Below are 24,983 nucleotides of genomic sequence, written 5' to 3' on the forward strand. Positions count from 1 at the left end.
CGTTGTTGGAGCCCGGTCCGCGGCGAAGGGTTCGCTCTGTAGGAGCCCGGTCCCCGGGCGAAAGAGTTCGCTCACAGAGTGAGCTCCAACAGGTGTTGTTGTGAAGGCATGTAAATAAATCCGACGGCAGGCTATACTATTGCCCCTTTGTCGAACCAACCCGTTTGCGGAATACCCATGACCAGCTGCACTGAAACCCAGGACAAAAAACTCAAAACCCGCCAGAACAAGCTGCAAAAACGCCTGCGTCGGGAAATGGGGCAAGCCATTGAAGCCTTCAATATGATCGAAGCGGGTGACAAGGTGATGGTGTGTTTGTCGGGTGGCAAAGATTCCTTTGTGATGCTGGATATTCTGCTGAACCTGCAGAAAAGCGCGCCGATTTCTTTTGAGTTAGTCGCGGTGAATCTGGACCAGAAACAACCGGGCTTTCCGGAACATGTATTGCCAGAATACCTGAGTGAACTGGGAGTGCCGTTTCATATTGTTGAGCGCGATACCTACTCGGTGGTGAAGTCGGTGGTGCCGGAGGGTAAAACCACCTGTGCGCTCTGTTCGCGTTTACGCCGGGGGACTTTGTATGGATTTGCTGAGGAAATAGGCGCCAACAAGATTGCACTTGGACACCACCGCGATGATATTCTGGAAACCTTCTTTCTGAATATGTTTTATGGTGGAAAACTCAAATCCATGCCGCCTAAGCTGGTATCGGATGATGGCAAGAATATGGTTATTCGTCCGCTGGCTTATGCTCGTGAGAAGGATATTGCCGCCTACGCTGAACTGCGTGGCTTCCCGATTATTCCGTGCAATCTGTGTGGCTCTCAGGAAAATCTGCAGCGTCAGGTGATCAAAGAGATGTTGCAAGGTTGGGATAAAAGCCACCCAGGTCGGATTGAAACCATGTTTCGTTCCCTCTGCAATGTTGTGCCTTCACATCTGGCCGATGCGGAACTCTTCGATTTCAAAAATCTGCAGTTGGGATATGCCCACGGCATCGTGGATGACGCAGAGGACTCATCAGAGCTGCCCAGCCACCCGAAGGCGGCTGTACAGGTGATGGAGCGAATCGATATTTTGTCGTTGTAACCGGATCAGGCCACGTTGTGGTAGATGTTCTGCACGTCGTCCAGATCATTTAACAGGTCGATAAAGCGCTCGAACATTGGCAGGTCTTCTTCGCCGATTTCTGTTGTTGTCTGTGCCAGGAACTGGATGGCATCCACTTCGTAATCGATTTCACCAAAAGCCGCAGCAAGTGCCTGTTTGGCGTTGGAGTATTCGGTGTGTGGCGCAAAGACTGTGATCATGCCGTCTTCATTTTCGATATCTGTGACATCCACATCAGCCATCATCAGTGCTTCAAGCACAGCCTCTTCATCGTCACCTTTGAAGGCCAGAATAGCGCAGTGGTCGAACATGTGGCTGACGCTACCCTGTGTGCCAATTTTACACTTGGTTTTGGTAAAGCAGTGGCGAACATCCCCGAAGGTGCGGTTGGGGTTGTCGGTCAGGCATTCGACGATCACCATGCAGTTACCCGGACCAAAGCCTTCGTAACGGGAAACCGAGAAGTCTTCACCACCAGCCCCTTTGGCTTTATCGAGCGCTTTGTCGATAACATGCGCAGGCACCTGATCCTTTTTGGCGCGTTCCATCATGCCGCGAAGGGCCAGATTTCCGGCAGGATCTGTGCCGCCTGATTTGGCGCAGACGTAGATCTCGCGTGCATATTTACTGTAGATTTTGGTTTTTTGATCGGCCGTTTTGGCCATGGATTCTTTGCGGTTCTGGTAAGCGCGACCCATACGGAGAGTCCTGTGTGATTACTGTCGGATTAAAAAAATTAGCCCAATTTTACGCATAAACGTGAAATTGGGCCATTGAATTTTTTAACGGACTTGGATTTCTGCCTAGAAGCGGTCAGCGCGGAAGGGCTGCATATCGATAGCTGTTTGCTCGTTATCCATCATTTCACCTAACAATCGGCCTGTGGCCGGGCCGAGGGTAAAGCCCTGATGGCCGTGACCGAATGCCAGCCATAGGCCAGGATGTTTCGGTGCGGGTCCAATGATAGGCTTCATATCTGGCAAGCAGGGGCGGGCACCTTTCCAGGGCTCTTTATCGGCACGTTCACCTATCGGGAAGAGCTTGCGGGCGACCTTTTCAGCGGCCTCCAGCTGACCATAGGCAGGTGGTGCATCCAGATTGGCCAGCTCCGCACCGGTAGTCAGACGAATGCCCGCTTTCATCGGCTCAAGCAGATAGCCTTTTTCTGCATCCATCAGCCAGTAATTCAGAGTGGATTTTATGCTGGGCTGTTTGTAATGCATGTGATAACCACGCTTCACAAACAACGGGAAATTGTAATTCAGTGGTGCCAGGTAGTCTTGTGACCAAGGACCCAGGGCAACCACCACCTCAGCGGCATCATGGCTGCCTTTGGAGGTGGTGACCGTCCAGTTGTTGGCTGAGTTTTGTACGATAGTATTCAATTCGGCTTCAAGAAACTCACCGCCCTTGGCTTCAAAATCTTTGGCATAGGCTTGCACCAGGTCGCCAGGTGATTCCACCATCCAGGAGTTCTGCCAGTGGATTGCGCCACAAACGTCGGCTGAAAGACCGGGTTGCATTTCATCCAGTGTTGCCCGGTCAATGCGACGTGAAACGACGCCTTGCTGGGCGGCTTCCTGGGCTTCCTTGTGACGGGCATCCAGCTCAGCTTCGGTGCGGTAGATCTCCAGCCAGCCTTTTTTCTGTATCAGTGCATCGGCTCCAGACGCTTTAATCATCGGATCATGCTCTTGGGTAGAGAGGGCGATAATGGAAGCGTATTCAGGAATGATTTTTTTATAGCGTCCTGGGAAAGAGTTCAGGTAGTAGCTAAGCAACGGGCTGGCCGCTGCAAACATGCCGCTGGGTTTATAGCGGATATCGATACTGCGGTTTGGCAGTACCCGCAACAGGGTTTTCAGGTCATGAGGAAACGCATAGGGTCTGACAGCTTCGCGTTGAATAATACCGGCGTTGCCGAAAGAAGTTTCCAGTCCTGGTGGGCGGCGGTCAATCAGCAATACCTTGCGGCCGCGCTGCACCAGATGCCAGGCAATGCTGACGCCTACTATACCGGCACCTAATACGATGGTTTCCCGAGACATTACTTTCTCCTGCTGAAGAAGGTTAATTTATGACTAAGAATTCATTCTAGCAGAAGGTTTTTAATTTTCCTGTATGCGTTTGATATTAAAAAATAATATTTTGTTATGTGTTATTTTGGCAGAATTGATCACTGCTTTTTAGCCTTAAAACAGGATTTACTGCTTATTTTTAAAATGCGAGTTGAGGTGTTTTTACCCGTTGGCTACCCGGATGACATACACCTCTTGACCTTAACGATCCGTGAGCTTGATCTCAATACGGCGATTGCGCTGTAAGGCATCGGTAGAGCTACCCGGATCGACCGGATAAAACTCACCAAAGCCCGCTGCCGCCATGTGTTTTTGTGGTACACCCTGTGAGGCGAGGTAACGCACAACAGCTACAGCACGTGCAGTGGATAACTCCCAATTGGATGGAAAAGCCTCGGTGTTGATAGGCAAGCGATCGGTGTGGCCATCAACCTGAGTATCCAGTCAACGTCATCGGGGATTTTATTGGCTATTTCCAGCAGCAGTGTAGCGAACTTGTTTAGTTCAGAACGCCCTGAAGGGCCGAGTTCAGCTGAGCCTGAAGCGAAGAAAAGCTCAGAAGGCAGTAAAAAGCGATCACCGACTATGCGGATGTTTTCATTGTCTTCCAGGATATCTCTGAGTCGGCCAAAAAATTCAGATTGATAACGCTCCAACTGATTAACGCGTTCAGCCAGAAGGCGATTCAAACGTTGTCCCAGACCGGCGATTTCAGCCTCGCGTTCAGCACTGATGGTCTCCTGGAGTTGCAGCGCGGCACTTATCTGTTTTAGTTGATCCTGAAGTGCGTCGATTCGCTGGGTTAACTGAAGAATAAAGTCCTGCTGAGATGCCGTTAGTTCCTGCTCTTCTTTTAAGGCCGTGTCAGTGGATTCTATACTACTGGACAGCCCGGCAATCTGGCTTTCCTGATCATCAGCCAGGGTGCGCAGTTGCATAAATGCCGTGCGTTCCTGCTCCAACTGCGTTTCCAGTTCGGCGGCACGTGCCGCGATTTGCTGATGCGCTTGCTCTGATTCACTTAGATCACCTAACAAGCTATCGAGGGCTTGCTGCATCGCTTCTTCGCGGGACAGACTTTGTTGGTATGAACTGCGTAAACTGGTCAATTCAGCTGTGAGCTGTTCGCTACGCTCCTCTTCCAGCATCAATAGACGGGATATCTCGTTTAAGCGGTTACTCAATTGGGCCAGTTCAGAGTCTCGGTCAGACAAGGCTTGAGACAAGTAGAGCTGACTGACCATATAGATCATCAGCATAAAAATAACCAGCATCAGCAGGGCCGAAAGAGCATCTACATAACCTGGCCAGGCGTTTATCTGGCTACGTTGTCGACGACCGGAACCCAGCATCAGTGTTTGTCCTGTTCTGCCAGTTTGGCCGCTAGTTCGGCATTTTCTTCACGCAAACGCTCTACTTCCCTGAGCGTATCTATGCCGGAAATTTCATAGTCCCAGTCATCTGTCAGTACCGGAGGCACCTGGCCAGTTTGGTGTGCCTTTTCCACCAGGTGGGTAACACCGGTCAACCATTCTTCCAGACCATCATAAAAACGGTTTTGAGCATGACCAGCCTGAATATCAAGGAAGCCCAACAACAGTGACCCACCCAGACCCAACAGGATGAACTAAAAGCTGTGCCCATACCTTCCAAAGGTGTTAACAGTCCGGACTGTAAGCTGGCAAATACGTCGGCAAAATTGCTCTGCTGCATATCCAGGTTAATAATGACCTGTCCGACCGCATTAATCGTACCTAATAGCCCCCAGAAGGTACCCAGCAGGCCTAAAAAAATCAGTAAGCTAATAAAGTAGCGGGTAATTTCGCGTTGTTCGTCAAGGCGCGTGCGAATACCGTCTAATACGGTTCTGAGCGATAGGGCAGACAGAGAGAATTTATCGCGTTTGTAGTCTTCACCCAGTTGGCGGGCAAGGGGTTTGAGTAATCGGGGTTCCTGGGTTACCGATAATCCCATACGCCCGGTACGAAATTGGGCAACCCAACGGATTTCCGGAAACAGCACAAATACCTGTCGGTAAGTGATCCCGATGCCAATTAGAAGCACGCAGAATATCAGTGCGTTGAACACCCAGTTAGCCATAAAGGCTGTTTGTAGAGGGACATAAATTAAGACACAGATTGCAGCGACCACACCCAGAAACAGTGTCATCCAGAACAGCGTGTGTTTGGGGTTACTCATCTTTTCCACCCGCCCGAAAATCCGATTCAGTTATTCTCAGATCATCCATGACTGAGTAGCAGGTGTAAAGAGGGTAGTGTTAAAAAGAGGTCTTAAGTGTCCTTATGACAAATCAGATCGCTTTTTAAGCCTTAATCAAACGCCTGACCCGGTTTCACACCCAGTTTTTTCAATATAATGACCAGCGGGCAGAAGCCTGTGAAGGCAGTTTGCAACATGTTGACACCCACAAAGGCAGTCAATAACAACCACCAGGGACTAACCCAGTGAGCCAGTGCAAGGCTAATCAGTATAAAGCTGCCGGCAAAAGCAAAAACGGCGCGATCCAGTGTCATGTTGATCTCCAGAATTAAAAGCTGCGCGAAGCGGCTTGAGTAAGTTGGTCAGAGTCAGTGTGATGCCTAATATAAGTTAATGCTAATGTTTTGTCTATCCCTGTTCCTGTGTCATGGAGTGAAAGGTGCGAGAGTTAATACCAGTGAGTAAAAGAGATGAGTTTTCGGGTGGAGTAAAGGCTACTTTGCCACTTATCGTGGGTGCCATACCCTTCGGTATTATTTTTGGTACCCTGGCTGAAACCAGTGGCTTGTCCGCCTGGGGTGCCATGGCGATGTCAGTCATCGTCTTTGCCGGTTCCAGCCAGTTTATTGCACTGGGGCTGCTGGCTGCGGGAGCGGCCATTCCTGTCATTATCCTGACAACCTTCGTGGTTAACCTGCGGCATGTATTGTATGCCGCTAATCTTGTGCCGAAAGTGGCCCACCTGCCGCTACGCTGGCGCATGATGATGGCATTTGGCCTTACCGATGAAACCTTTGCGGCTGTCAGTAACCGTTTTTTGCGCCAGGCATCCATCGATACGGCGCATTGGTTCTATCTGGGTTCGTTTGTGGCCATGTACGGTAATTGGATTCTGTGTACCTTCGTCGGCATAGTGCTGGGTGAAATGTTTCCGGATATGACCGACTGGGGGCTGGATTTTGCCATGTCAGTTACCTTTATCGGAATGGTGGTGCCTTACCTGACCAATCGTCCTATGTGGGGTGCCGTGATAGTGGCTGGAGCCATGGCTGTGGCAACGGCCTTTATGCCGCACAAGCTGGGGCTGATAGTCGCTGCTGTGTGTGGTATTACCACCGGCATATCTTTGCACCTGCTACAGCAACGTCGACAGGCTCAAGCACAGGAGGCTGACTAATGCAGGAAGTCTATTTGATTCTGGGGATGTTTCTGGTGACTTTCAGTGTGCGTTTTTTGCTGTTTGCCGTGGCCGGGCGCGTGCACTTTCCCTTGTGGCTGAGTCAGGCGTTGGGTTTTGTACCTCCGGCTGTATTGACCGCCATTATTGTTCCGGCAGTATTGATGCCGGAAGGGGATATCTGGTTCAATTGGCAAAACCCCTGGTTACTGGCGGCTTTGTTTGCTTTTTTAGTCGCCTTGATTCGTAAGGACCTGATGACGACAATCGTCGCAGGTATGCTGGCTTTTATATTGTTACGCTTTATAGTAGGACTTTAACACTGGCACAGAGCGAAACATGGATGATTTCACCAACATAACCTTGCTGCAGAAAACGACCCGGTCAGAGCTCTGGCAGGCGATGCTATCCTCTGAACCCGTTGTGATAAAGCGCAGTAAACTCGTGGTGCCGGGGGTGTCTCATACTGATATGCTCCGCAATGAGTGCGAGTGTCTGCAGCAGTTCCAGCATGAAAAGCTGATCTCTGTAAAAGGCATAACTACCTGGAATGATACCCTGTACTGCTGCGGGAGTATTTTGAAGGACAGCCGCTGGATGTGTTTCTGGCAGGTAATCCCTTATCTGAAAAGCAATTTCTGGATTTGGCTGTTGCGCTGGTTGATGCGGTGCAGTCTATTCATGACGCCGGATTTATACATGCCCGGTTATTCCCTGAGCATATCCTTTTAAGTACTGATTTAGCGGATTTCCGGGTTCTTGGGCTGGGGCAGGTCTGGCGGCGCGAATCAGAGGGACAATTGCAGAGCGATCTGGAATTAATCAATAGTCCTTATCAGGCACCAGAGCAGCATCCCCGTTCAGGTGTTCTGGTGGATGATCGCAGTGATATATACGCTTTAGGTGCTTTGTTTTATCTGATGCTGACGGGGCAACCTCCTGCCAACAGGCAAGCTGAGGCGTTATCAGCCTCAGGACAACCGATTCAGGTGAGCCTGCAAAGACAATATCCAGAAGTTGCACCGGTTCTGTTGCGTATACTGGAAAAGATGCTGGCGACTGATCGGCGTCAGCGCTATCAGGCCCTGGAGGCCGTGGCAGTCGACTTGCGAATCTGCATTGAAATGTTACAGCGTGGCGCACCGCTAACGGATTTCGATATCGATCATCTGAGTGATGTCAGTCGCTTGTTCAGTCGGGGTGAACAATATGGTCGGGAGGTGCCACTGCAGTCGTTAGTTACCACGCTGCACCAGGCCGTTGGCCAGCCTATGGCGACAGTCCTGGTGAGAGGGGTATCGGGTATTGGCAAATCCAGCCTGGTTTATGCCTCACAACAGTCTGTCGCTGATCAATACCATTTTGCCCAGGTGAAGTATGACCAGTATGCTTCCAATAGTCCGTTTGAAGGGTTGTTTGCTGGGCTACAGCAACTGTTACGTCAGTTATTATCCGAATCATCTGATCAGGGACGAAGCTGGGGTGATATTTTTCGTCTGGCTCTGGAACAAGATGCGGGTATTCTGGTAGAGGCGATGCCTGAGTTGGCCTTATTCATTGGGCAGCCTCCGGCAGTGGCGGCGCTGCCTGCTGCTGATGCCAAAGTACGCCTTTATCGCTTGTTAAACCGTTTTGTGCAAAGCCTGGCAAGTATCGATCACCCCTTGTGTGTGTTTCTGGATGACTGTCAGTGGCTGATACGGCCACAATGGAGTGGCTGGAAAACACCCAGCATGAGCTGCACTCAGTCGTGGTCATTCTGGCATTCAGAGATGATGCCGATAATATGACCCGCATGCTCGGTAGCTTTCTGGAGCGCCTTCGAGGGCGACAAGCGCCACAGCAGGATATCTGCTTAGAGCCACTGAGTGTCCGGGTGATTGGTGATTTGTTGCAGCAGTACCTCAAGCTGTCAAGCGACGCGGCTGAAGCATTGGCCGTTGCCATTGTTGAAAAGACCCATGGCAACCCGTTGTATATGGCGGAGTACCTGCGTCAGTGCCAACTGCATCGGGTACTTTGGTTCGATCATACAGATTTGATCTGGAAGCTGGATTTGCAGCAACAGACCGAGATACCGGTCAGTGAAAATGTTGTGCAGTTACTGGCAAAGCGTCTGGCATTCCTGTCGGAAGAGACACAGCAGGTGTTGAAAACAGCCGCCTGTATCGGTAACCGCTTCGATAGTGATGTCTTGAAGCGGTTGCTGCCTGACCTGGCCGTTGATCGGGCGCTGCTAAATGCGCAAACTGGTGGTTGGCTGATGCGTCAAGCTGCCGAGCGAGAGTATGTTTTTCCTCACGATCGCATACAACAGGCGGCCTATGGCCTGATGGACAAGTCGACCCTTCAACAGGTGCACTTATCTATTGCTCAGTGTCTTGTGAGTAGTGAGGATGCGGAAACCCGGCTACTGGAATGTGTGTATCACTTCAATATGGCCCTGGAGCAGATTACCGATGCGCAGCTATTGGAACGTATTGGCTGGTTGAACCTGCGGGCTACTGAGGTCGCCAAGGCCAATGGTGATTTTCATCTGGCACTGGGGTGTGTCACTCTGGCGATGAAACTCTTGTTGCCACAACAAGCTGACCCACAACTTCGTGCAGAAATTCTTAAAGAGCGTGCTGAATGTGAGCACCTTTGTGGTCAGCAGTCGACGGCATTAAGCTATTATCAGCAGGCACTGCAAGTCACCACGGATGCCCGGCAACGTACCAGAATTTATGAGCTGTTGATCAAATTTTATACCGATTACGGCGAGTTTCAGCAAGCCTTTGAGACAGGCAGGACAGCCTTGTTTCATCTTGATTTAAGTGTGCCGTCTGGCTTTAGCCCATTGAATTTCGCCGCCGATTACCTGCACCTGAAACGTAAACTGCGAGGCTCAACAATAGAGAGCTTACTGGCTTTGCCTGAGGCCAGTGATGCGCGTATTTGTGATCAAATCCTGTTGCTGTCAGCGATGCAGAAAGCGGCCTATCAAATACAACCCGAGCTCTGTGTAGCGCTGGCTGCCAAGCAGGTGCGTTTGTGTTTGCGTTACGGTAATACCCGCGAAGCTGTGGTGGGTTATATGGTATTCGGGGTTATTTTTCTTGGCGGTGTCCGTGGCCTTGCCGTGGAGGGGTGTAAATATGGGCGTTTGTCACTGGCTATGCTGGAGCATTACAACAACCTGATGCAGAGTGCTGAAGTGCCTTTTGTGTATGGCTATTTTGCGCATTCCTGGCTGCATCCGGCCAGTGATACCGAACGTTACTGGCAGCGTGCTTTTGAACAAGGCCTCAAGGTTGGTGACTGGTTTCATGCCGGTTGTGCGGCGGCGGGAATTCTGCAGAGTCAGTTTATGCGAGGGCAACCACTGGAGCCAGTGTTGCAACAGTGTGACTATTTCCAGGCAACCTTGCAGCGCATCGGAGCAGTTGAGCATGATCAAGTATTGCTGGGGATTCGCCAGGCGTTACTCAACCTGCGTAACCCTTCACCCACTTTGCCGGTGTTTAGTCACGATGGTTTTGATGAAAGCGCTTATCTGAATAAACTAAGTCAGTTTGGTTCGCGTCATTTTGCCCATTTGTACTACATCAATAAAATGTGGGTACTGTATTTTCACGGGTATTATGATGATGCGGAGGCTGTTGCTGTCTCCAGTCAGAGCTATATGAAAGACAGCCAGGGCATGTTGCATGCGGCTGAGCATTGCTTTGTGCATGCCTTGATTCTGGCACAAACACTGCGATCCCATGACGGGCTGAAAATGCACCGGAACCACTTTCAGATTAAACGTTATACACGACAATTTCATCGCTGGGCCAAACAGTGTCCAGATAATTTTCTGGATAGAGCGCAGTTACTTCAAGGTGAGCAGCATCGCATCGCCGGGCGTTTTGGAAAAGCGCTTGAATGTTATCAGGAAGCCTGTAAAACAGCTGAATTTTACGGCCATTTGAACCTTCAGGTGATTGGGCATCAACTGACTGAGCAGTTGTATGCCAGCCAAACTCAACTCCTGGCAGCCCAGTGCCATCAACTGGAAAAGAGACAGTTAGCCGAAAAGTGGGGTGTGGATAGCTGGCATACTCAGGTAGAGTGCCCCGGTGTTGTCCGGCAGGCGGGTCAATTCGATCTTGATAGTCTCGCCCAGGCTGTTGAAGTGATCAGCCAGGAGCGTCGTTTACCTCGATTGCTGGAAACCCTGATGACTATTTTGCAGGAAAATACCCTGGCACGGCGTTGTGTACTGATGCTGCAGGAAGATCAGCAGTATCTGATTCAGGCTGAATCCTCAGTAGAGCGTGCCGAGATCCAGGTGATGCAGAATCAAGCCTATGATCAATCATCTGACTTGCCTCTACGGGTAATCAATTATGTAATGGCCTCGCATGAATCAATTTTGTTAGATGATGCCTGCCATTATGCTGTGTTTGCTAATGATCCCTATTTTGCCCGTTATCAGGTACTGTCAGTCCTTTGTGTGCCCTTGATGATTCAAGGTCAGGTAAAAGGGATTGTCTACTTGGAAAACGACAGTGCAGCCGGTGTGTTTACACCAGACCGTTTTGCCTTGTTACGTTACCTTGGCGGGCAAATTGCTATTTCGATTGAAAACGCGTTGGTCTACCAAAAGCTGGAGCAGAAAGTGGGGGAGCGCACTCAGGATATCGAATGCCAGAAGCAGGAGTTGCAGCATCAGTACGATACCATTCGTCACCTGAACCAGCGACTGATCGAAGAAAATGATGAACGTAAACTGGCTGAGCAAAAACTGCAGGAAGCTAATCAACAGCTGCAAATACTGGCAACCACTGATGGGCTGACCGGACTGAGTAACCGTCGTCATTTCAACCAGGTTTTGCAGCAACAATATCTTCACTGCAAGCGACACGACTTACCCTTTGCACTGCTGATCTGTGATCTGGATGAGTTCAAGGCATACAACGACCATTATGGGCATCAGGCTGGAGATGATTGCCTGATTGCGGTGGCTGAGTGCTTTACCTCAGTGGTCAAGCGGCCTGGGGATCTGGTTGCGCGTTATGGTGGTGAAGAGTTTGCGGTGATTTTGTCTGCCACTGACCGTGAAGGTGCACTGCACATAGCCGAACAGATTCACCAGGCGCTCAGGCAGCGTGATCTAGTGCATGAGGTGTCTTCTGTGACCTCTCGGGTCTCTATGAGTATTGGACTGAACGTGGGTCTTGGGGCGGACACAGATCAGTTGATTCTTCGTGCAGACAATGCTCTGTATCAGGCTAAAAGTGCCGGAAAAAACCGGACTTGTGTTTTTGCTCTAGATGATTGAATCCTTTTGGATATGAATACTTGCCAATGTATTAGGAGATAAACTATGTCACTAGGCTGCTGTAAACAGATTTTTCCGGTTGTTTTGATCGCTACGCTAAGCCTGCCGTTGGCGGCTGAAGTGAACCCTTTTGCCGTGAATGATGGCAACATCCCTGATGCATCAGAATATGATGGTCCACTGTTTCGGTTTGATTACCAATACCCCGATAACATTCAGCAACCCCTGGAGATGCCTTGGCGCGAGGTGTTGAATGGTATGCCGCTGAATAAAGCCAAGGCGCATGACTATGTAGTGGCATTGAAGCAGTTTGTCGAAGACCCTATGCGTATTTTTGTGACTCAGCCAGAAGTGTGGAATCAGCATCCTCAAACTGGCTGGTACAGTATGCTCTGGGCGGGTGAAGACATTCCGGTGACTGGCTGGGAAGGCCGGGATGCCATTTACGGTACCTATACCGGTCAGATTCAGGCGGCCTCAGTCTATGCTGATTCGGGGTTGACGGTGGATGTGCGTAATCATGCCGCCATCTATTACAACCAAACGGCTGCTTATGCGTTAGGACGGGTATGGCAAGACTGCGATGTGGCCACGACCAGTTGCTCACCCAGCCTGATGGCCGGTGAAGCCCAGTTCCCGGAAGGTTCGGTGATTATCAAAGCGGCGGCAGCTACGGCTACACCCGATGAGTGGCCAGTGTTGGAAGGTGCGGCTGCCTGGCAGATCTACCGGCGACCCTTCAATCAGCATGGCACCATTCATGATCAGCCACCGGTAGTGACCGATGTACGTGTGGCCATCTTCGATATTATTGTCAAAGACAGTGTGGCAGCACCGGACACTGGCTGGGTTTTTTCCACCCTGGTCTATGACCGGGATGCCCTGGGTGAAGATGCCTGGGATAGGATGGTGCCCTTGGGAGCTATGTGGGGGCTGGACCCAGATGTCAATTCAGCCTTGCATCCGCAGCAGCCATTACAGCAAACTTATGTCAATCCAGAGGCTCCCGCTTATGCCACTGTAACGCTTGGCTATGGCGGACGGTTATCTGGCCCGTTTGATATTGCAGTCAAAAACGATGTGTATGTTGATGGCCAGCTAGTAAAGTCGCTGCGAAGTTCGTCTTGTATGAGCTGTCATGGCACAGTGTCCTACCTGCCCAACAGCGATAAAATGCTCACCTATTTTTATCCGGCCAAACCGCCTATTAGTACACCGCTGAATATGTACACGCCTGGCTCAGACGACTGGAATGCCTGGTTTACCAATCGCTGGGGCGACCAGCCCCAAACGGATGAAGCTGGCGCTATAGCATTGGATTACAGCACTTTTATGGAAATGGTACTGATGAACTATGCCTCACAGCAGCAGAAACAACAAAACCAGCTTAGCGATGAAATCTACGAGCAGTTTTGGAAAACCTGGCGGCTGCATATCCAGGATTTCAGACACTGAAATCAGTTGGCTTGCCTGGACCCTTTAGTGACACTGCAAGTTAGTGAAAGCGCTTGGCGCTAAAGGGTGCCCGGTCAATCGATGAAGCTTCTCCCAACACCAGATCCTTAACCAGTTGGGCTGACCCAGCCGACTGGGTCAGGCCCAGATGTCCATGGCCAAAGCAGTAGATCACCCGGTCAGACTGACTGGCATGACTGATGACCGGCAGGCTATCAGGCATGGAGGGTCTGAAGCCCATCCATTGGACGCCATCGGCGGTGTTTAAACCGGGTAAAAACCTCTTGGCCTTGTTTAGTAGTGTTTGTGCCCGCTTATAATTCGGTGGTCGTTGTAAACCGCCAAACTCAACCGCGCCGCCGACACGAACACCCTCATCAATACGAGACACCACAAATCCATGTGCCGGAAAGGTGAGGTGGGTTTTAAGATCAAAAGCACCGGCAGGCAGAGTGGTGTTGTAGCCGCGCTCTGTATCCAGCGGTAAGCGATCACCGATGCTCTGTGCCAGAGTTCTCGACCAGGCACCGCAGGCCAGGATGACTTTACTGGCTGTTTGCGTACCTTGGTCTGTGTTCAGCGTGACACTAGCAGATTCAGGTTGAATGGCATTGACCGTGGCGATGGTAATCTCGCCACCGGCTTCCTGAAAATGCTGGGCCAGCCGTTCAACCCAGCTGGCCGGATTGCATACATTCATCCAGGCTGGTGTGTAGGCTGCATGGGTAAACCGCTCAGATAATCCAGGTTGAATGCTGGCAATGGCATCCGCTCCCTTGAGTATTTGTACCTCAATACCCTGAGCCTGTTTCAGTTTTAAGCTTTCCTGGTTGGCATTAAAGTCGGCTTCACCTTCATAGAGCTGCAGCTGCCCCTCTCTGCGAATCATCTCCTCAGCCTGTATTGATGCGATCAGCTCTTCCAAACACGACTTGGACAGCTGCATCAGTGACGTTTGTGCACGCGTTGATTGCTCATAACGATCACGCCAGCTGGCGCGCCAGAAGCGTAGCATCCAGGGCGCAAATTGCACGGCGTATCCCAGTGGTAGAGAGAGAGGTCCCAGTGGGTCGAGCAGCCAGCGAGGCGCCTTGCGCATAATGCCAGGTGTTGCCAGAGGTTCCACTTCGGTAAAGGCAAATGCACCGGCATTACCCTGACTTGCTTCTGCAGCAACACCGGTGCGATCAAGTACTTGTACCCTGAAACCAGCACGTTGTAGTGCCAGAGCACAGCTCAGTCCAATTACACCGGCACCTATAACAATGATATTGGCATCCTGCTTTGCCATCTGCTAGCCCTCTGGATTAAAAATGTAGAGTTACAACTTACAAGTATTCAAGCATAGTATCCTACTCTACAGATATTCTGCCCGTACATCCTGTACATAAAAAAAGGCACCTTGCGGTGCCTTTGCGGGAGTGAGCATTACTCCTGATCAAACTCTTCTTCGGCTTCCAGCCACATCACGTTGATGATGCCGAACGCACAGGCCAGCAATACACCGAGTATCCAGGCGAAGTACCACATAATTCTGTCTCCTTAGTAAAGTGAATTGCTGTTGTCTTTAATAAAGCTAACACCGATTTTTTGCCACATGGCACGGTAGCACCAGAAGGTGTAGACCAGAATCAGCGGTACAAAAATAATCGCGGCCCAGGCCATCACCATGAGGGTGCCTGCACTAGAGGCTGCATCCCATAGAGTTAGACTGGCCGATGGCACTAGGCTGGATGGCATAACAAACGGGAACATGGATACCCCGGCTGTCAGGATGATGCCGGTAATACCCAGTGCGCTACACACAAAGGCCAGTGCGGGAAGGCGTTTAATGGTCAGCCAGAAAGCACCCAGTAAACCGGCAAATCCCAGTAAAGGCGCCAAAAGAGTGATGGGATAATCAGCGTAGTTGCTCAACCACGCACCTTCGGCTCTAATCACCTCTTTAAGCATGGGGTTGGATGCAGCATCTTTAGCTGGCATGGACAGGATTTGATAGCCTTCAATTCCCATAGCCAGCCAGAGTCCGGCTAGAGCAAAGCTGGCGGCGCAGACGATTGCGAACACACCCGCATAATACCTGGCGCGCTGTTCAACTTGATCTTTGGTACGCATCTGTACCCAGATCGCTCCGTGCAAACTAAGCATCGACAAGCTGACGACGCCACAGAGCAGTGCATAAGGGTTCAACAAAGCAAAAAAGCTGCCATGGTAAGAGGGACGAATCAGTTCATCGTATTGAAAGGGTACACCTTGAAGCAAGTTGCCAAAGGCTACACCAAATACCAGCGCCGGTACGGCACCGCCTACAACCAGTGCCCAGTCCCAGGCATTGCGCCAGCGTGGGTCTTCCATTTTTGAGCGGTAATCAAAACCGACCGGGCGCAGAAACAGCGCAAACAGCACTAATAACATGGCCCAGTAAAGACCTGAGAAAGCGGCAGCATAGACCAGTGGCCAGGCAGCAAATAGTGCACCGCCCGCGGTGATAAACCACACCTGGTTTCCATCCCAGTGGGGTGCCATGGTGTTAATGACTACACGGCGTTCTTCATCAGTTTTAGCTACCAGTGGCAGGATGGCGCAGCCACCCATATCAAAGCCATCGGTGACAGCAAAACCAATCAGCAACACGCCGATGAGTACCCACCAGACCAGCTTTAAGGTTTCATAATCAAAGATCATCAGAATATCTCCTTACCCGAATCAGGCTTTAACTGCCTGAGTGGCATTAATGACGTCATCAGACTGCTCATAGTGGTATCGGCCAGTCTTCAAGCTACTGGGGCCTTTGCGGATAAAATGCTGCATCAGGAAAATCTCAATAGTAGCCAGAATGGTGTAAAAGAGAATAAACAGGCTGAGGCTCAATATGATCTCATTGACCGTCAGAACAGATACGGCAGTGAAAGTGGGTAGAATTTCACCTACGGCCCAGGGTTGGCGACCAAACTCGGCAACAAACCAGCCAGCTTCAGACGCAATCCAGGGAACCGGAAGGGTGAATAAAGCGGCTTTAAGCAACCAGGGCTTCTTCCAGGCGCTGCGCCGTGCGGTGTGGTAAAAGCTTAATGCGAATAGTAGCAGCATCCAGAATCCAGCGGCCACCATGATACGGAAGGCCCAGAACATAGGTCTTACAGCCGGAATAGTGTCTTCGGCAGCCATACGGACTTGTGCATCTGTAGCATCAACGATGTTAGCTGTGTAACGCTGCAACAATAGGCCATAACCCAGGTCAACCTTGGCTTCATCGAAAGCAGCACGGACCTCATCTGTCGCTTCTCCATTGCGCAATTGCTGCAACAGACCATAAGCCACCATGCCGTTACGAATACGGACTTCATGTTCTGCAATCAGATCTTTGATGCCCTTCACTTCTTCGGTGGTGGAGCGGGTTGCAATCAAGCCCAAAGCATAGGGGATTTTCAGCGCATAATCCGTGTTCATTTCTTCATGATTTGGAATGCCGATGAGTGTAAATGCGGCTGGTGCTTCATGGGTTTCCCATTCAGCTTCTATGGCCGCGAGTTTGGTTTTTTGTACATCCCCGAGTTCATAGCCGGATTCATCACCGAGCAGAATCACCGACATAGAGGCAGCCAGACCGAAGGCGCTGGCGATAGCAAATGAACGACGTGCAAAGGCTGTGTCGCGATCTCTTAGCAAATAATAGGAGCTGATAGCGAGGACAAACACGGCAGCGGTCACGTAGCCTGCTGAAACCGTGTGAACGAATTTTACCTGCGCTACTGGGTTCATGACCAGGTCATAGAAGCTGGTCATTTCCATGCGCATGGATTCATAGTTGAACTCAGCGCCTACCGGGTACTGCATCCAGCCATTAGCGACCAAAATCCACAGGGCCGAGAAATTTGATCCTATGGCTACCAGCCAGGTAACCATCAAATGTTTGACCTTGCTCAGGCGATCCCAGCCAAAGAAGAACAGGCCAACAAAGGTGGACTCCAGAAAAAATGCCATCAGGCCTTCAATCGCCAGTGGCGCGCCAAAAACATCCCCGACATAATGTGAATAGTAGGACCAGTTAGTGCCAAACTGGAACTCCATAGTGAGTCCAGTGGTAACGCCTAGCGCAAAATTGATACCAAAGAGCTTACCCCAGAATTTGGTCATGTCTTTGTAGATCTGCTTGCCAGTCATTACATAGACTGACTCCATAATGGCCAGCATAAACGCCAGCCCGATGGTGAGTGGTACAAACAGAAAGTGATACATCGCGGTGAGCGCGAATTGCAGACGGGAAATATCTACGAGCGCTTCAGTAATCATACGAAGGTCCTCTGTTACTGCTGAATTTTATAAGATCAAACTGCTACAGCAGGAAATATGCCAGTTTGATGTATTAAGGTTATGAGCTTATTCTTTTATGCAATACATGCCATTTTAGGCACTTTAAGGTCAGAATAGCTCAAGATTTGTGGGGTTAATAGGTGACAAATTGTCACACATGTTTGATAATGAACTGACAAATATGACACTAGTGGCAGATTTATATGGCAGATTTGATTGCAAAAGATGCTGGGCTTTCGATTGCAGAACTGAGTTCGTTATTGGATGTGATTAATGAACCGGCAACTATTCTTGCGCTGGATTATCGAATATTGGCCTGTAATCAGGCTTATCAATCGATCTATGGTGAGGGTGGGCGGGTACTGGAGCGCACCTGTTATGATGTTTCACATGGGTATAGTGTGCCTTGTGATCAGGCGGGTGAATCCTGTCCATTAAAGCGTTGCCATGAAACCGGGCAGCGGCAACGGGTGTTACATCTTCATAATACACCGGATGGTGAAGAGCATGTGGATGTAGAGATGAACCCGGTGCGCAATGCGCAGGGTGAACTGGTTTGCTATCTGGAGATAATGCATCTGGTCAAAGAAGCCAGAGCCACGCCAGGTGAAGGTGATGGCATGGTAGGGCGTTCACCCGCGTTTAGCCGCATGCTTGAAATGCTGCGTCGTGCAGCACCTTCAGATATCGCTGTGCTGCTTTTAGGGGAGTCAGGGACAGGTAAAGAGTTGGCCGCCAGAGCGGTACATGATGGCAGTCGCCGTGCTCGTGGCCCTTTTATCACCGTTGAATGCTCTGGTTTGACCGAGTCATTGTTTGAGAGTGAGCTGTTTGGTCATGAGCGAGGAGCCTTTACTGGTGCCGTCGGACGTAAAAAGGGTCTGATCGAAGCGGCTCGAGGAGGCACGCTTTTTTTGGATGAAATCGGTGAAATCCCCTTGCCCCAGCAGGTTAAACTGCTACGTCTGATTGAAACAGGTACCTACCGTACCGTGGGTGGGATCGAGCCCTTACATGCCGATTTTCGTCTGGTGTGTGCTACACACCGCAACCTGAAGCAATTAGTTGATCAGGGGCAGTTTCGTCAGGACCTGTATTATCGTATATCAGCCTTTCCGGTCACTCTGCCCGCGCTGTCGGAGCGCCCTGAAGATTTGACACTACTGATTAACTCACTGCTGGTGCGTATACCTGGCGCTGAGCAAGTTAGTGTGACGGAGCAGGCTGTTAAGGTGTTACGACAGTATAGCTTCCCCGGTAATATTCGTGAGCTTCGTAATATTTTAGAACGGGGTATGTTGATGACAGACGATGGGCGTATTGGAGTACAGCATCTGCCGCCTGAATGTCTACATGTGGCAGAAGGGGCTGCATCAGCGCCTTATTCTGGATTTCCAGATGAAGAGGTCATTCCGCTGGATCAGCTTGAGCGTTATTATCTGCAGCGTATAACTTCGCGATTCAGTGGTGATAACCGTTCTTTGGCTGAACATTTAGGTGTGAGTGAACGTACGTTGTATCGTAAGTTGAGCCGGTTGAAATAAATACACGACGTATCACCGGGTTTCGGTGATACGTTCAGCCTGCTGGTCTGTCCAGGTAAAACTCAGATCATCGAACTGGTCCAGATAAAAACCAACAAACGGGTTGGCCGATGTGCCTGTATGAAAATGTACTTTCAAGAGATCTTGACCGGCTCTGGTAACTTCCAGTAATTCCACCAGATTTTGTGCAACGCTTCCGCCCTGTCCATCGTCACGAAAGCCGGTTTCCATAGGGTGATTGATCATGGTGCGTATTTCGGCTGCTTCACCAGGTGTGGCGCTACGTGGCAGGGCAACGCGCGGTTGGGACATGCCGCTAGCTGTCGTTTCTGTATCACCCGCCATCAGGCAGCCACTCACCGTAACCCGAATATCACGGCTGGCAATCCAGTAGTTATCCAGATTGCTTTTGGCAACGACAAACAGCGTTTGTGATTCACTCAGGCGAATACGTGTGGATAGCTCAGTTCTCGGAATGGCGGCCGAGAGTTCGAAGTCAATCACTTCAGTATTGGGGTTGTTGCTGGCGAATACACGAATGCTATCAATATACTCATCATTAGCCAGCTCACCGCTATAGGTGATTTTTAGCGGCACGGCGGAGCCATCTTCAGCGACCAGCGGCAAACCTATATCTATGCCATCCTGTTGGGGCTGGTTGTCGGCCAGATAGGTATTTATTGCTTCAATGCGCGTCCAGTCAGAGGCTGAAGCTGGCAGTACAAAACCGCCTAGCAGCAAGGCTAATACAATAATACGCCAGAATTGCATAATAATTCAGTTTCCTTTTCTCAGTGTCTTGTTTAGGTTTTAGCTGTGCCGACGGCTATCCAGCCAAAGGCCAAGTCGGGTGCCGCCAATAATACCAGCAAGTGCAGGCAGGCTGCTAAGTGCCAAAGTGGAAAAACCACTAATGCCTTGGCCGAGCGTACAGCCTAGAGACAAAACACCACCGATACCCATCAGGGCTCCACCGGCGATACCGCGTTGCATCTGTTGCGGAGACTCATAGCCTTGCCAACTGAATTCACCGGCCAGCAGTGCGCGTAAAAAACTGCCGACGATAATACCGGTTACCACCAGGATAGCGAAGCTCAGCGGCATGCCGGATGACAGCATGGCATACTGCAGGGTTTCACCTATGGGGGCTACAAAAGTCAGGGATGCCAGGCGCACCGGATCAAAATCATCAAAGCCTATCACACCGGTAATCCACCAGCCCGCGGTCGCCAGTAAGCCGATCAAGGTAGCACCAAGCCAGTCGCTGAGAGAGTTGCGCAGTTCGCGGCTTTTCAGAGCCGTGTATAGTAACAACCCAGATAGAAAAAACACACTGATCCAGCGGGCCAGGACCGGTGACATACCAGTCAGACTGATCAGGCCATCAATCGAGGTGGCGGGTAAGCGAGTTTGTGTCAGTGCCTCCAGATCCAGGCGCAGGTGTGCCAGCAAACCGGACAGGGTGACATAAGCACTGATGCCCAGCACCAATAAAACCAATAATGAGCGCAGGTTGCCGCTACCCAGTAACACCAGAGAGCGAGCACCACAGGCATTGGCCAGATGCATGCCATAGCCGAACAGTGCACCACCAATAATTAATAGTGGTAAAGAGGGTGAGCGTTGATGGTAGTGTGTCTGTGTCAGATCGATACCGGTTAGCAGTGCCAACAATTGACTGCTGAACAGTGCGACAGCCATGGCCAGCAAAAAAGCACGCAGTTTCAGACTGTCACCCTTTTGCCAGACATTGGCCAGGCTACGATAGAAACAAAAGCGGCTCCATTGAGCCGCTGCACCGTAAGCGAAGCCGAGGAGCGCACCGCCCCAAAGCACCGCTGTCAGGTAGTTATCAAAAAGTGCAAGCATAGATCAGCGCCGCGTACCCCAGGTATCCTGGGTGATCGCGTTGTACCAGCCGACAGCATAGGCCGCTTCAGAACGACGGATATCATCGCTGGCCTCAGCGGCACTCAATCCACCAGCACCTTCCACTGAAATAATCTGATTGTCTTCAACCTTGTATACAGCGGCTACGGAGATGCCGTAGTCCGGATTAATCAGACTGTAGCAGGTGTTGGCCCAAACGGGTTCCAGTGGGCTGACACCCGCCAGTGCGGCAACAATAGCGCTGGCAGCCACTTTACCCTGGGCATTGGCAGCAAAGCCGGATTTCGGCATAGGTGCGGCAACCGTCGCATCACCTACCACGTAGATATCTTTTACCTGGGTGGATTCAAACGTTACCGGATTAACGGGTACCCAGCCTGTGGCGTCTGTTACACCGGCACGCTCGGCAATAAAGCCTGCTTTTTGTGGCGGAATAACATTGAGTGCCGCCGCTTTGTGTCGGGTGCCGAACTCGGTTTCTACTTCACGCCGCTCAGCATCAACACGCACGACCCGGCCATCATTGGAAAGCCCGACCCATTCAATCATGTCGCCATAGGTGCTCTGCCAGCCTGCCGTAAACAGTCCTTGTTTGGAAAAGTTATCCTTGGCATCCAGGATCAGGATTTTCGAGCGTGGCTTGTGCTGTTTCAGGTAGTGTGCCACCAGGCTGGCACGCTCATAGGGACCCGGTGGGCAGCGGAAGGGATTGCCAGGTACTGACATGATAAAGGTATCACCGTCCTGCATCGCTTGCAGTTGTTGTCTTAGCAGTAGCGTTTGCGGACCGGCTTTCCAGGCGTGAGGTGCCAGTTCTGCAGCCGCTTCATCATAGCCTTCAATCGCGTTCCAGCGCATATCGATGCCCGGTGACATCAACAGTTTGTCATAGCTGAGTGTCTGACCATTGGACAGGCTGACCTTGTGGGCCACCGGATCGATATCCTGTGCCAATGCATGCACAACCTTGACGCCATAGGCTTGCTTCAATTCGTCGTAGTTATGCCCGATTGAGTCGAGCTGGCGTTCACCGGCCAGTACCAGGTTGGAAAAGGGGCAGGTATAAAAAGTTTTGTTGGGTTCAACCAGGGTCACATCTATGGCTGGATTGCCGCGTTTGATGTATTTGGCCGCTGTTGCACCCCCAAAACCACCACCAATAACGACAACGCGTCCGGCTGAAGAACCGGTTGTGACAGTCGCAGCACAGGCTGTAATAGCCGGGAGAACGGATGCCAGGCCAAGGCCTTTTAAAAGCTGGCGGCGCGAGGCTGAAAAAATATTTTTGCTATCACTCATATCCTGCTCCGTTATTGTTTATCGACATTGGCAAAGTAGTTTGCCAATGCTGACAGTTCTGCATCGGTGTAACCCTTGGCGATTCTGTCCATGACGGTGGTATTGGGCTGTAATCCCTGCTTAAATGCCTGCAGTTGTGCATCCAGAACGGTAACAGGACGCCCGGCAATAGCAGGAATAGCCCCTGACAGCATGCCCTCAGTGCCGTGGCAGTTGGCGCAGGCGCCTGCGAGTAGCTCTACCTGCGCTGGGGCAATTGCTTCAGCCTGCGCCAGGCAAGCGGCCCCTGCAAAAAAGGACGTCAGTAATAACTTATGTAGGCCACGTTTGTGGAGTAAAATACCGCGAGTCATTATCCTTCCAGCCATGTTAGTGGTTTTGAGTAGTATGAAAGTTAGCATGTTTTAAATTAATAGCAAAAGAATAATATATTAAGTTTTTATTCCTGATTAGAATAAGTAGATGTAATTATCAATAGGTTACGAGGCTCGGAGGGCATTATGTTCAGAAAAATCCTATTAACAGGGGTTGCGCTGATGTTGTTAAGCGGCTGCAACGAGGCGAATGTGCAGCCGGGCAGTGGGGATGCCGAACTGGTCGATCCGCATAGTTCTGAAGGGCGTGCCGAGTTGGCGGCTCAGTTAGGTGGTGAGCCGCTTGAACCTATTGCAGTTACGCAGGGTGATATGTCTGGCAGTTTGCAAAATCAGCTGGATCAGTTGACCGGGCGTTTAACCCTGTTACAGGAACAGGTGATACAAATACGTTCATTGACGCAGCAAACCCTGGAGCAAAGCCAGATGAATATGACTCGGTTGCAAAGCCAGTCAGATTCGCAGCGTCAGCAGGGACCCTCTGTGGCAGGTGCTGAAGAAGCCGAAACAGGCTACCTTGAAAGTGCTGTTAATGATATCGATCAGGCTGTAGCACAGTTACTCTCGGCTATGAGCATGCAGTCACCGCAAATGGCGGAAGCCTCGGGCCCCTTTCGGGTTGCTACGGCCTTTACCCGCAATGGCTGGATTTTGATACGTTTTCATGCCCAGACAGGTGAAACCTGGTTGGCCGATAACAATAGCTGGCAGCCCTTGCGTGACAATGCCAGCCTGAACCCATCAAGCTATGAGGTTCAGGTGCAGCGAGCAGACACCGACAGCAAGGGCTATGTTGCCGTGCGCATAGATAACCGTGATGGCCGCAGCTGGTGGCTTAATGATAATACCTGGCAGGTGTTGAATTGATGCCAGTACATGATTACGAGGATTTGATCCGAATTTTCAATCAATGTTTTGAGGTCAACTATAATACCCGTCTGGTGCGTGGTGGTGATGAACCCATTTACCTCCCCGCGGATGCCGAACGTTGTTACCATGCCATCTATTTTGCGCATGGTTTTTACAGTAGTGGATTGCACGAAATTGCGCACTGGCTGATCGCCGGTCCACAACGGCGTCTGCTGGAAGATTTTGGTTACTGGTATGAACCGGATGGTCGCAGTGCTGCCCAGCAAGCCGAGTTTGAGCAGGTAGAGATCAAGCCACAGGCAACCGAGTGGATACTGGCCGATGCGGCGGGTTTCCGCTTTCGTGTCAGCAGCGATAACCTCAACGGGGAACCTACTGATAATAGTGCCTTTAAACAAGCGGTGTATCAGCAGGTGGGCGAATATATACACCAAGGCCTGCCGGAACGTACAGCGCAATTACGCAATGCCTTGTGTGAGTTTTACGCCACACCTGCCACCCTGTGTTACAGTCGCTTTGATCCGGCAACCCTGTAATGTTCTTGAAACCAAGGAGTAGGTATGCGTAATCTGCAGGCGAACACCAAGCCCTGGGACGAGTGGATGTCCCTGGATCACCCCGCACTGCTGGCAGGGTTTCGCTGTGACCATTGTGACAGTCTGGTGGATTCCGGAGAGCCGGTTTGGCGTTATCTGTTAGTGCAGGTGTCAGAGTCAGTCGGTGAAATCTCCTGGTGCCTTTATGCCCTGGAACAGGCGCAAAACAAAACCTATGTGCTGGGTGTCTTCGATACCCGTGATCAGGCGGAATTTTATCTGGCATTGCACAGTGATAACCCCCTCAAGGTTCCCGCACTACTTACCGATGAACTTCAGTGGCCAATGCTTGAGTTGACAACTGGCGGGCAGTTGCTCAGAGCCAGGTATCAGGGCGTTTATAAGGTAGGGCTTAAATCCTATCGGGTACAGGCTAATGAGGAGTCGGACTTGCTTACCCTCTGGTATATAGATCGTTACCATACCGAGTATCTTGGCGAGGCTGCCGAAAAAGAAGCCTGCCTGAAAATCTACAGCCACTTCGACGCGCGTCTGCGTGGCTGCAAGATGTGCTAGGTTCTATTAATGTCCAGGTTAACTGATCGTGACATATAGTATTTAGTAAACATAAGGTTAATCTGCTTTGTAAGATTCACCATTCTTTTTACTTCATTAGTGAAAAGATATTCATCGCTCTGTTCATCATCACCCTGCTGCTGCTGCTGCTGCTGCTCATCATCAAGAATTAGATCAGCATATAAAGAATGTAGCAGCAAAGAATGATGCAGCAAATCAAGCCAGTCTCAGAAGA

The 24,983-nt window shown here is 50.7% G+C and carries 25 protein-coding genes; 10 read left to right on the plus strand and 15 right to left on the minus strand.

What is annotated here, in order from left to right:
* Positions 1 to 177: 177 nt before the first annotated feature.
* Positions 178 to 1,089, plus strand: coding sequence for a tRNA 2-thiocytidine(32) synthetase TtcA (ttcA, locus tag LH51_RS07915; protein WP_036521321.1), 912 nt, complete (start codon positions 178 to 180; stop codon positions 1,087 to 1,089).
* Positions 1,090 to 1,094: 5 nt separating this feature from the next.
* On the opposite strand, the gene LH51_RS07920 is transcribed toward ttcA, so the two are convergent.
* The 7 genes from LH51_RS07920 to LH51_RS07940 all read right to left on the minus strand — a co-directional run bounded on the left by LH51_RS07920 (position 1,095) and on the right by LH51_RS07940 (position 5,722).
* The gene (locus tag LH51_RS07920; RefSeq protein WP_036521323.1) at positions 1,095 to 1,808 is read right to left on the minus strand and encodes a YebC/PmpR family DNA-binding transcriptional regulator; all 714 of its coding nucleotides are present in this window, start codon (positions 1,806 to 1,808) and stop codon (positions 1,095 to 1,097) included.
* Positions 1,809 to 1,913: 105 nt separating this feature from the next.
* A complete protein-coding gene (locus LH51_RS07925; protein ID WP_036521324.1) occupies positions 1,914 to 3,158 on the minus strand; it encodes an NAD(P)/FAD-dependent oxidoreductase in 1,245 nt (414 codons plus the stop codon).
* A gap of 231 nt (positions 3,159 to 3,389) precedes the next feature.
* On the minus strand, positions 3,390 to 3,599 hold the full coding sequence (locus LH51_RS21330; protein WP_200881914.1) for an OmpA family protein: 210 nt from the start codon (positions 3,597 to 3,599) through the stop codon (positions 3,390 to 3,392).
* The gene (locus LH51_RS07930; RefSeq protein WP_200881915.1) at positions 3,539 to 4,540 is read right to left on the minus strand and encodes a hypothetical protein; all 1,002 of its coding nucleotides are present in this window, start codon (positions 4,538 to 4,540) and stop codon (positions 3,539 to 3,541) included. Before LH51_RS07930 ends, LH51_RS21330 begins: the two co-directional genes overlap by 61 nt.
* Entirely contained in the window at positions 4,540 to 4,716 is a 177-nt protein-coding gene (locus tag LH51_RS22460) for a hypothetical protein (RefSeq protein WP_235263610.1), read from the minus strand. The genes LH51_RS07930 and LH51_RS22460 overlap by 1 nt, the downstream gene beginning before the upstream one ends.
* A complete protein-coding gene (locus LH51_RS07935; protein ID WP_235263611.1) occupies positions 4,713 to 5,387 on the minus strand; it encodes a hypothetical protein in 675 nt (224 codons plus the stop codon). Before LH51_RS07935 ends, LH51_RS22460 begins: the two co-directional genes overlap by 4 nt.
* A gap of 131 nt (positions 5,388 to 5,518) precedes the next feature.
* Complete coding sequence (locus tag LH51_RS07940; RefSeq protein ID WP_036521325.1) at positions 5,519 to 5,722, minus strand: YgaP family membrane protein; 204 nt, start codon at positions 5,720 to 5,722, stop codon at positions 5,519 to 5,521.
* A gap of 143 nt (positions 5,723 to 5,865) precedes the next feature.
* Between LH51_RS07940 and LH51_RS07945 the strand changes: the two genes are divergently transcribed.
* The 5 genes from LH51_RS07945 to LH51_RS07965 all read left to right on the plus strand — a co-directional run bounded on the left by LH51_RS07945 (position 5,866) and on the right by LH51_RS07965 (position 13,345).
* Positions 5,866 to 6,585 carry an AzlC family ABC transporter permease gene (locus LH51_RS07945; RefSeq protein WP_036521326.1) on the plus strand — a complete coding sequence of 240 codons (720 nt, stop codon included), beginning with the start codon at positions 5,866 to 5,868 and terminating at the stop codon, positions 6,583 to 6,585.
* On the plus strand, positions 6,585 to 6,905 hold the full coding sequence (locus LH51_RS07950; protein ID WP_036521327.1) for an AzlD domain-containing protein: 321 nt from the start codon (positions 6,585 to 6,587) through the stop codon (positions 6,903 to 6,905). The genes LH51_RS07945 and LH51_RS07950 overlap by 1 nt, the downstream gene beginning before the upstream one ends.
* A 246-nt stretch (positions 6,906 to 7,151) precedes the next feature.
* Positions 7,152 to 8,375: an AAA family ATPase gene (locus LH51_RS07955; protein ID WP_268746545.1), complete on the plus strand. Its 1,224-nt coding sequence runs from the start codon at positions 7,152 to 7,154 to the stop codon at positions 8,373 to 8,375.
* A complete protein-coding gene (locus LH51_RS07960) occupies positions 8,276 to 11,890 on the plus strand; it encodes a diguanylate cyclase (RefSeq protein WP_144244215.1) in 3,615 nt (1,204 codons plus the stop codon). Before LH51_RS07955 ends, LH51_RS07960 begins: the two co-directional genes overlap by 100 nt.
* Before the next feature lie 45 nt (positions 11,891 to 11,935).
* Complete coding sequence (locus tag LH51_RS07965) at positions 11,936 to 13,345, plus strand: hypothetical protein (protein WP_036521333.1); 1,410 nt, start codon at positions 11,936 to 11,938, stop codon at positions 13,343 to 13,345.
* Between the two features lie 40 nt (positions 13,346 to 13,385).
* Here LH51_RS07965 and LH51_RS07970 read toward each other — a convergent pair whose 3' ends face one another.
* The 4 genes from LH51_RS07970 to LH51_RS07985 form a co-directional block, all read right to left on the minus strand.
* Positions 13,386 to 14,636: an NAD(P)/FAD-dependent oxidoreductase gene (locus LH51_RS07970; RefSeq protein WP_036521334.1), complete on the minus strand. Its 1,251-nt coding sequence runs from the start codon at positions 14,634 to 14,636 to the stop codon at positions 13,386 to 13,388.
* Positions 14,637 to 14,773: 137 nt separating this feature from the next.
* Entirely contained in the window at positions 14,774 to 14,875 is a 102-nt protein-coding gene (cydX, locus tag LH51_RS19975) for a cytochrome bd-I oxidase subunit CydX (protein WP_036521337.1), read from the minus strand.
* A 12-nt stretch (positions 14,876 to 14,887) separates the two neighbouring features.
* Entirely contained in the window at positions 14,888 to 16,030 is a 1,143-nt protein-coding gene (cydB, locus tag LH51_RS07980) for a cytochrome d ubiquinol oxidase subunit II (RefSeq protein WP_036521339.1), read from the minus strand.
* A gap of 21 nt (positions 16,031 to 16,051) precedes the next feature.
* Positions 16,052 to 17,638 carry a cytochrome ubiquinol oxidase subunit I gene (locus tag LH51_RS07985; RefSeq protein WP_036521341.1) on the minus strand — a complete coding sequence of 529 codons (1,587 nt, stop codon included), beginning with the start codon at positions 17,636 to 17,638 and terminating at the stop codon, positions 16,052 to 16,054.
* Between the two features lie 224 nt (positions 17,639 to 17,862).
* Between LH51_RS07985 and LH51_RS07990 the strand changes: the two genes are divergently transcribed.
* Entirely contained in the window at positions 17,863 to 19,203 is a 1,341-nt protein-coding gene (locus LH51_RS07990) for a sigma-54 interaction domain-containing protein (RefSeq protein WP_052063579.1), read from the plus strand.
* A gap of 12 nt (positions 19,204 to 19,215) precedes the next feature.
* On the opposite strand, the gene LH51_RS07995 is transcribed toward LH51_RS07990, so the two are convergent.
* Genes LH51_RS07995 through LH51_RS08010 form a run of 4 tightly spaced genes read right to left on the minus strand, consistent with a single transcriptional unit; the run spans position 19,216 to position 22,745 of the window.
* A complete protein-coding gene (locus tag LH51_RS07995; protein WP_036521342.1) occupies positions 19,216 to 19,974 on the minus strand; it encodes a thiosulfate oxidation carrier protein SoxY in 759 nt (252 codons plus the stop codon).
* Between the two features lie 39 nt (positions 19,975 to 20,013).
* A complete protein-coding gene (locus LH51_RS08000) occupies positions 20,014 to 21,072 on the minus strand; it encodes a YeeE/YedE family protein (protein ID WP_052063580.1) in 1,059 nt (352 codons plus the stop codon).
* A 3-nt stretch (positions 21,073 to 21,075) separates the two neighbouring features.
* Complete coding sequence (locus LH51_RS08005; protein WP_036521344.1) at positions 21,076 to 22,392, minus strand: NAD(P)/FAD-dependent oxidoreductase; 1,317 nt, start codon at positions 22,390 to 22,392, stop codon at positions 21,076 to 21,078.
* Positions 22,393 to 22,403: 11 nt separating this feature from the next.
* Positions 22,404 to 22,745: a c-type cytochrome gene (locus LH51_RS08010; RefSeq protein ID WP_052063581.1), complete on the minus strand. Its 342-nt coding sequence runs from the start codon at positions 22,743 to 22,745 to the stop codon at positions 22,404 to 22,406.
* A gap of 147 nt (positions 22,746 to 22,892) precedes the next feature.
* Between LH51_RS08010 and LH51_RS08015 the strand changes: the two genes are divergently transcribed.
* The 3 genes from LH51_RS08015 to LH51_RS08025 are packed head-to-tail and all read left to right on the plus strand — an operon-like array spanning position 22,893 to position 24,748.
* Positions 22,893 to 23,633 (plus strand): hypothetical protein, encoded by a 741-nt coding sequence (locus LH51_RS08015; RefSeq protein WP_144244216.1) that lies wholly within the window; start codon positions 22,893 to 22,895, stop codon positions 23,631 to 23,633.
* Positions 23,633 to 24,172, plus strand: a complete 540-nt coding sequence (locus LH51_RS08020) for an elongation factor P hydroxylase (RefSeq protein ID WP_036521351.1) — start codon at positions 23,633 to 23,635, stop codon at positions 24,170 to 24,172. The genes LH51_RS08015 and LH51_RS08020 overlap by 1 nt, the downstream gene beginning before the upstream one ends.
* Before the next feature lie 24 nt (positions 24,173 to 24,196).
* Positions 24,197 to 24,748: a hypothetical protein gene (locus LH51_RS08025; protein ID WP_036521353.1), complete on the plus strand. Its 552-nt coding sequence runs from the start codon at positions 24,197 to 24,199 to the stop codon at positions 24,746 to 24,748.
* The last annotated feature ends 235 nt before the right edge of the window (positions 24,749 to 24,983 follow it).

The sequence above is a fragment of the Nitrincola sp. A-D6 genome, assembly GCF_000764495.1.
In the GTDB taxonomy this organism is placed as follows: Bacteria; Pseudomonadota; Gammaproteobacteria; order Pseudomonadales; family Balneatricaceae; genus Nitrincola.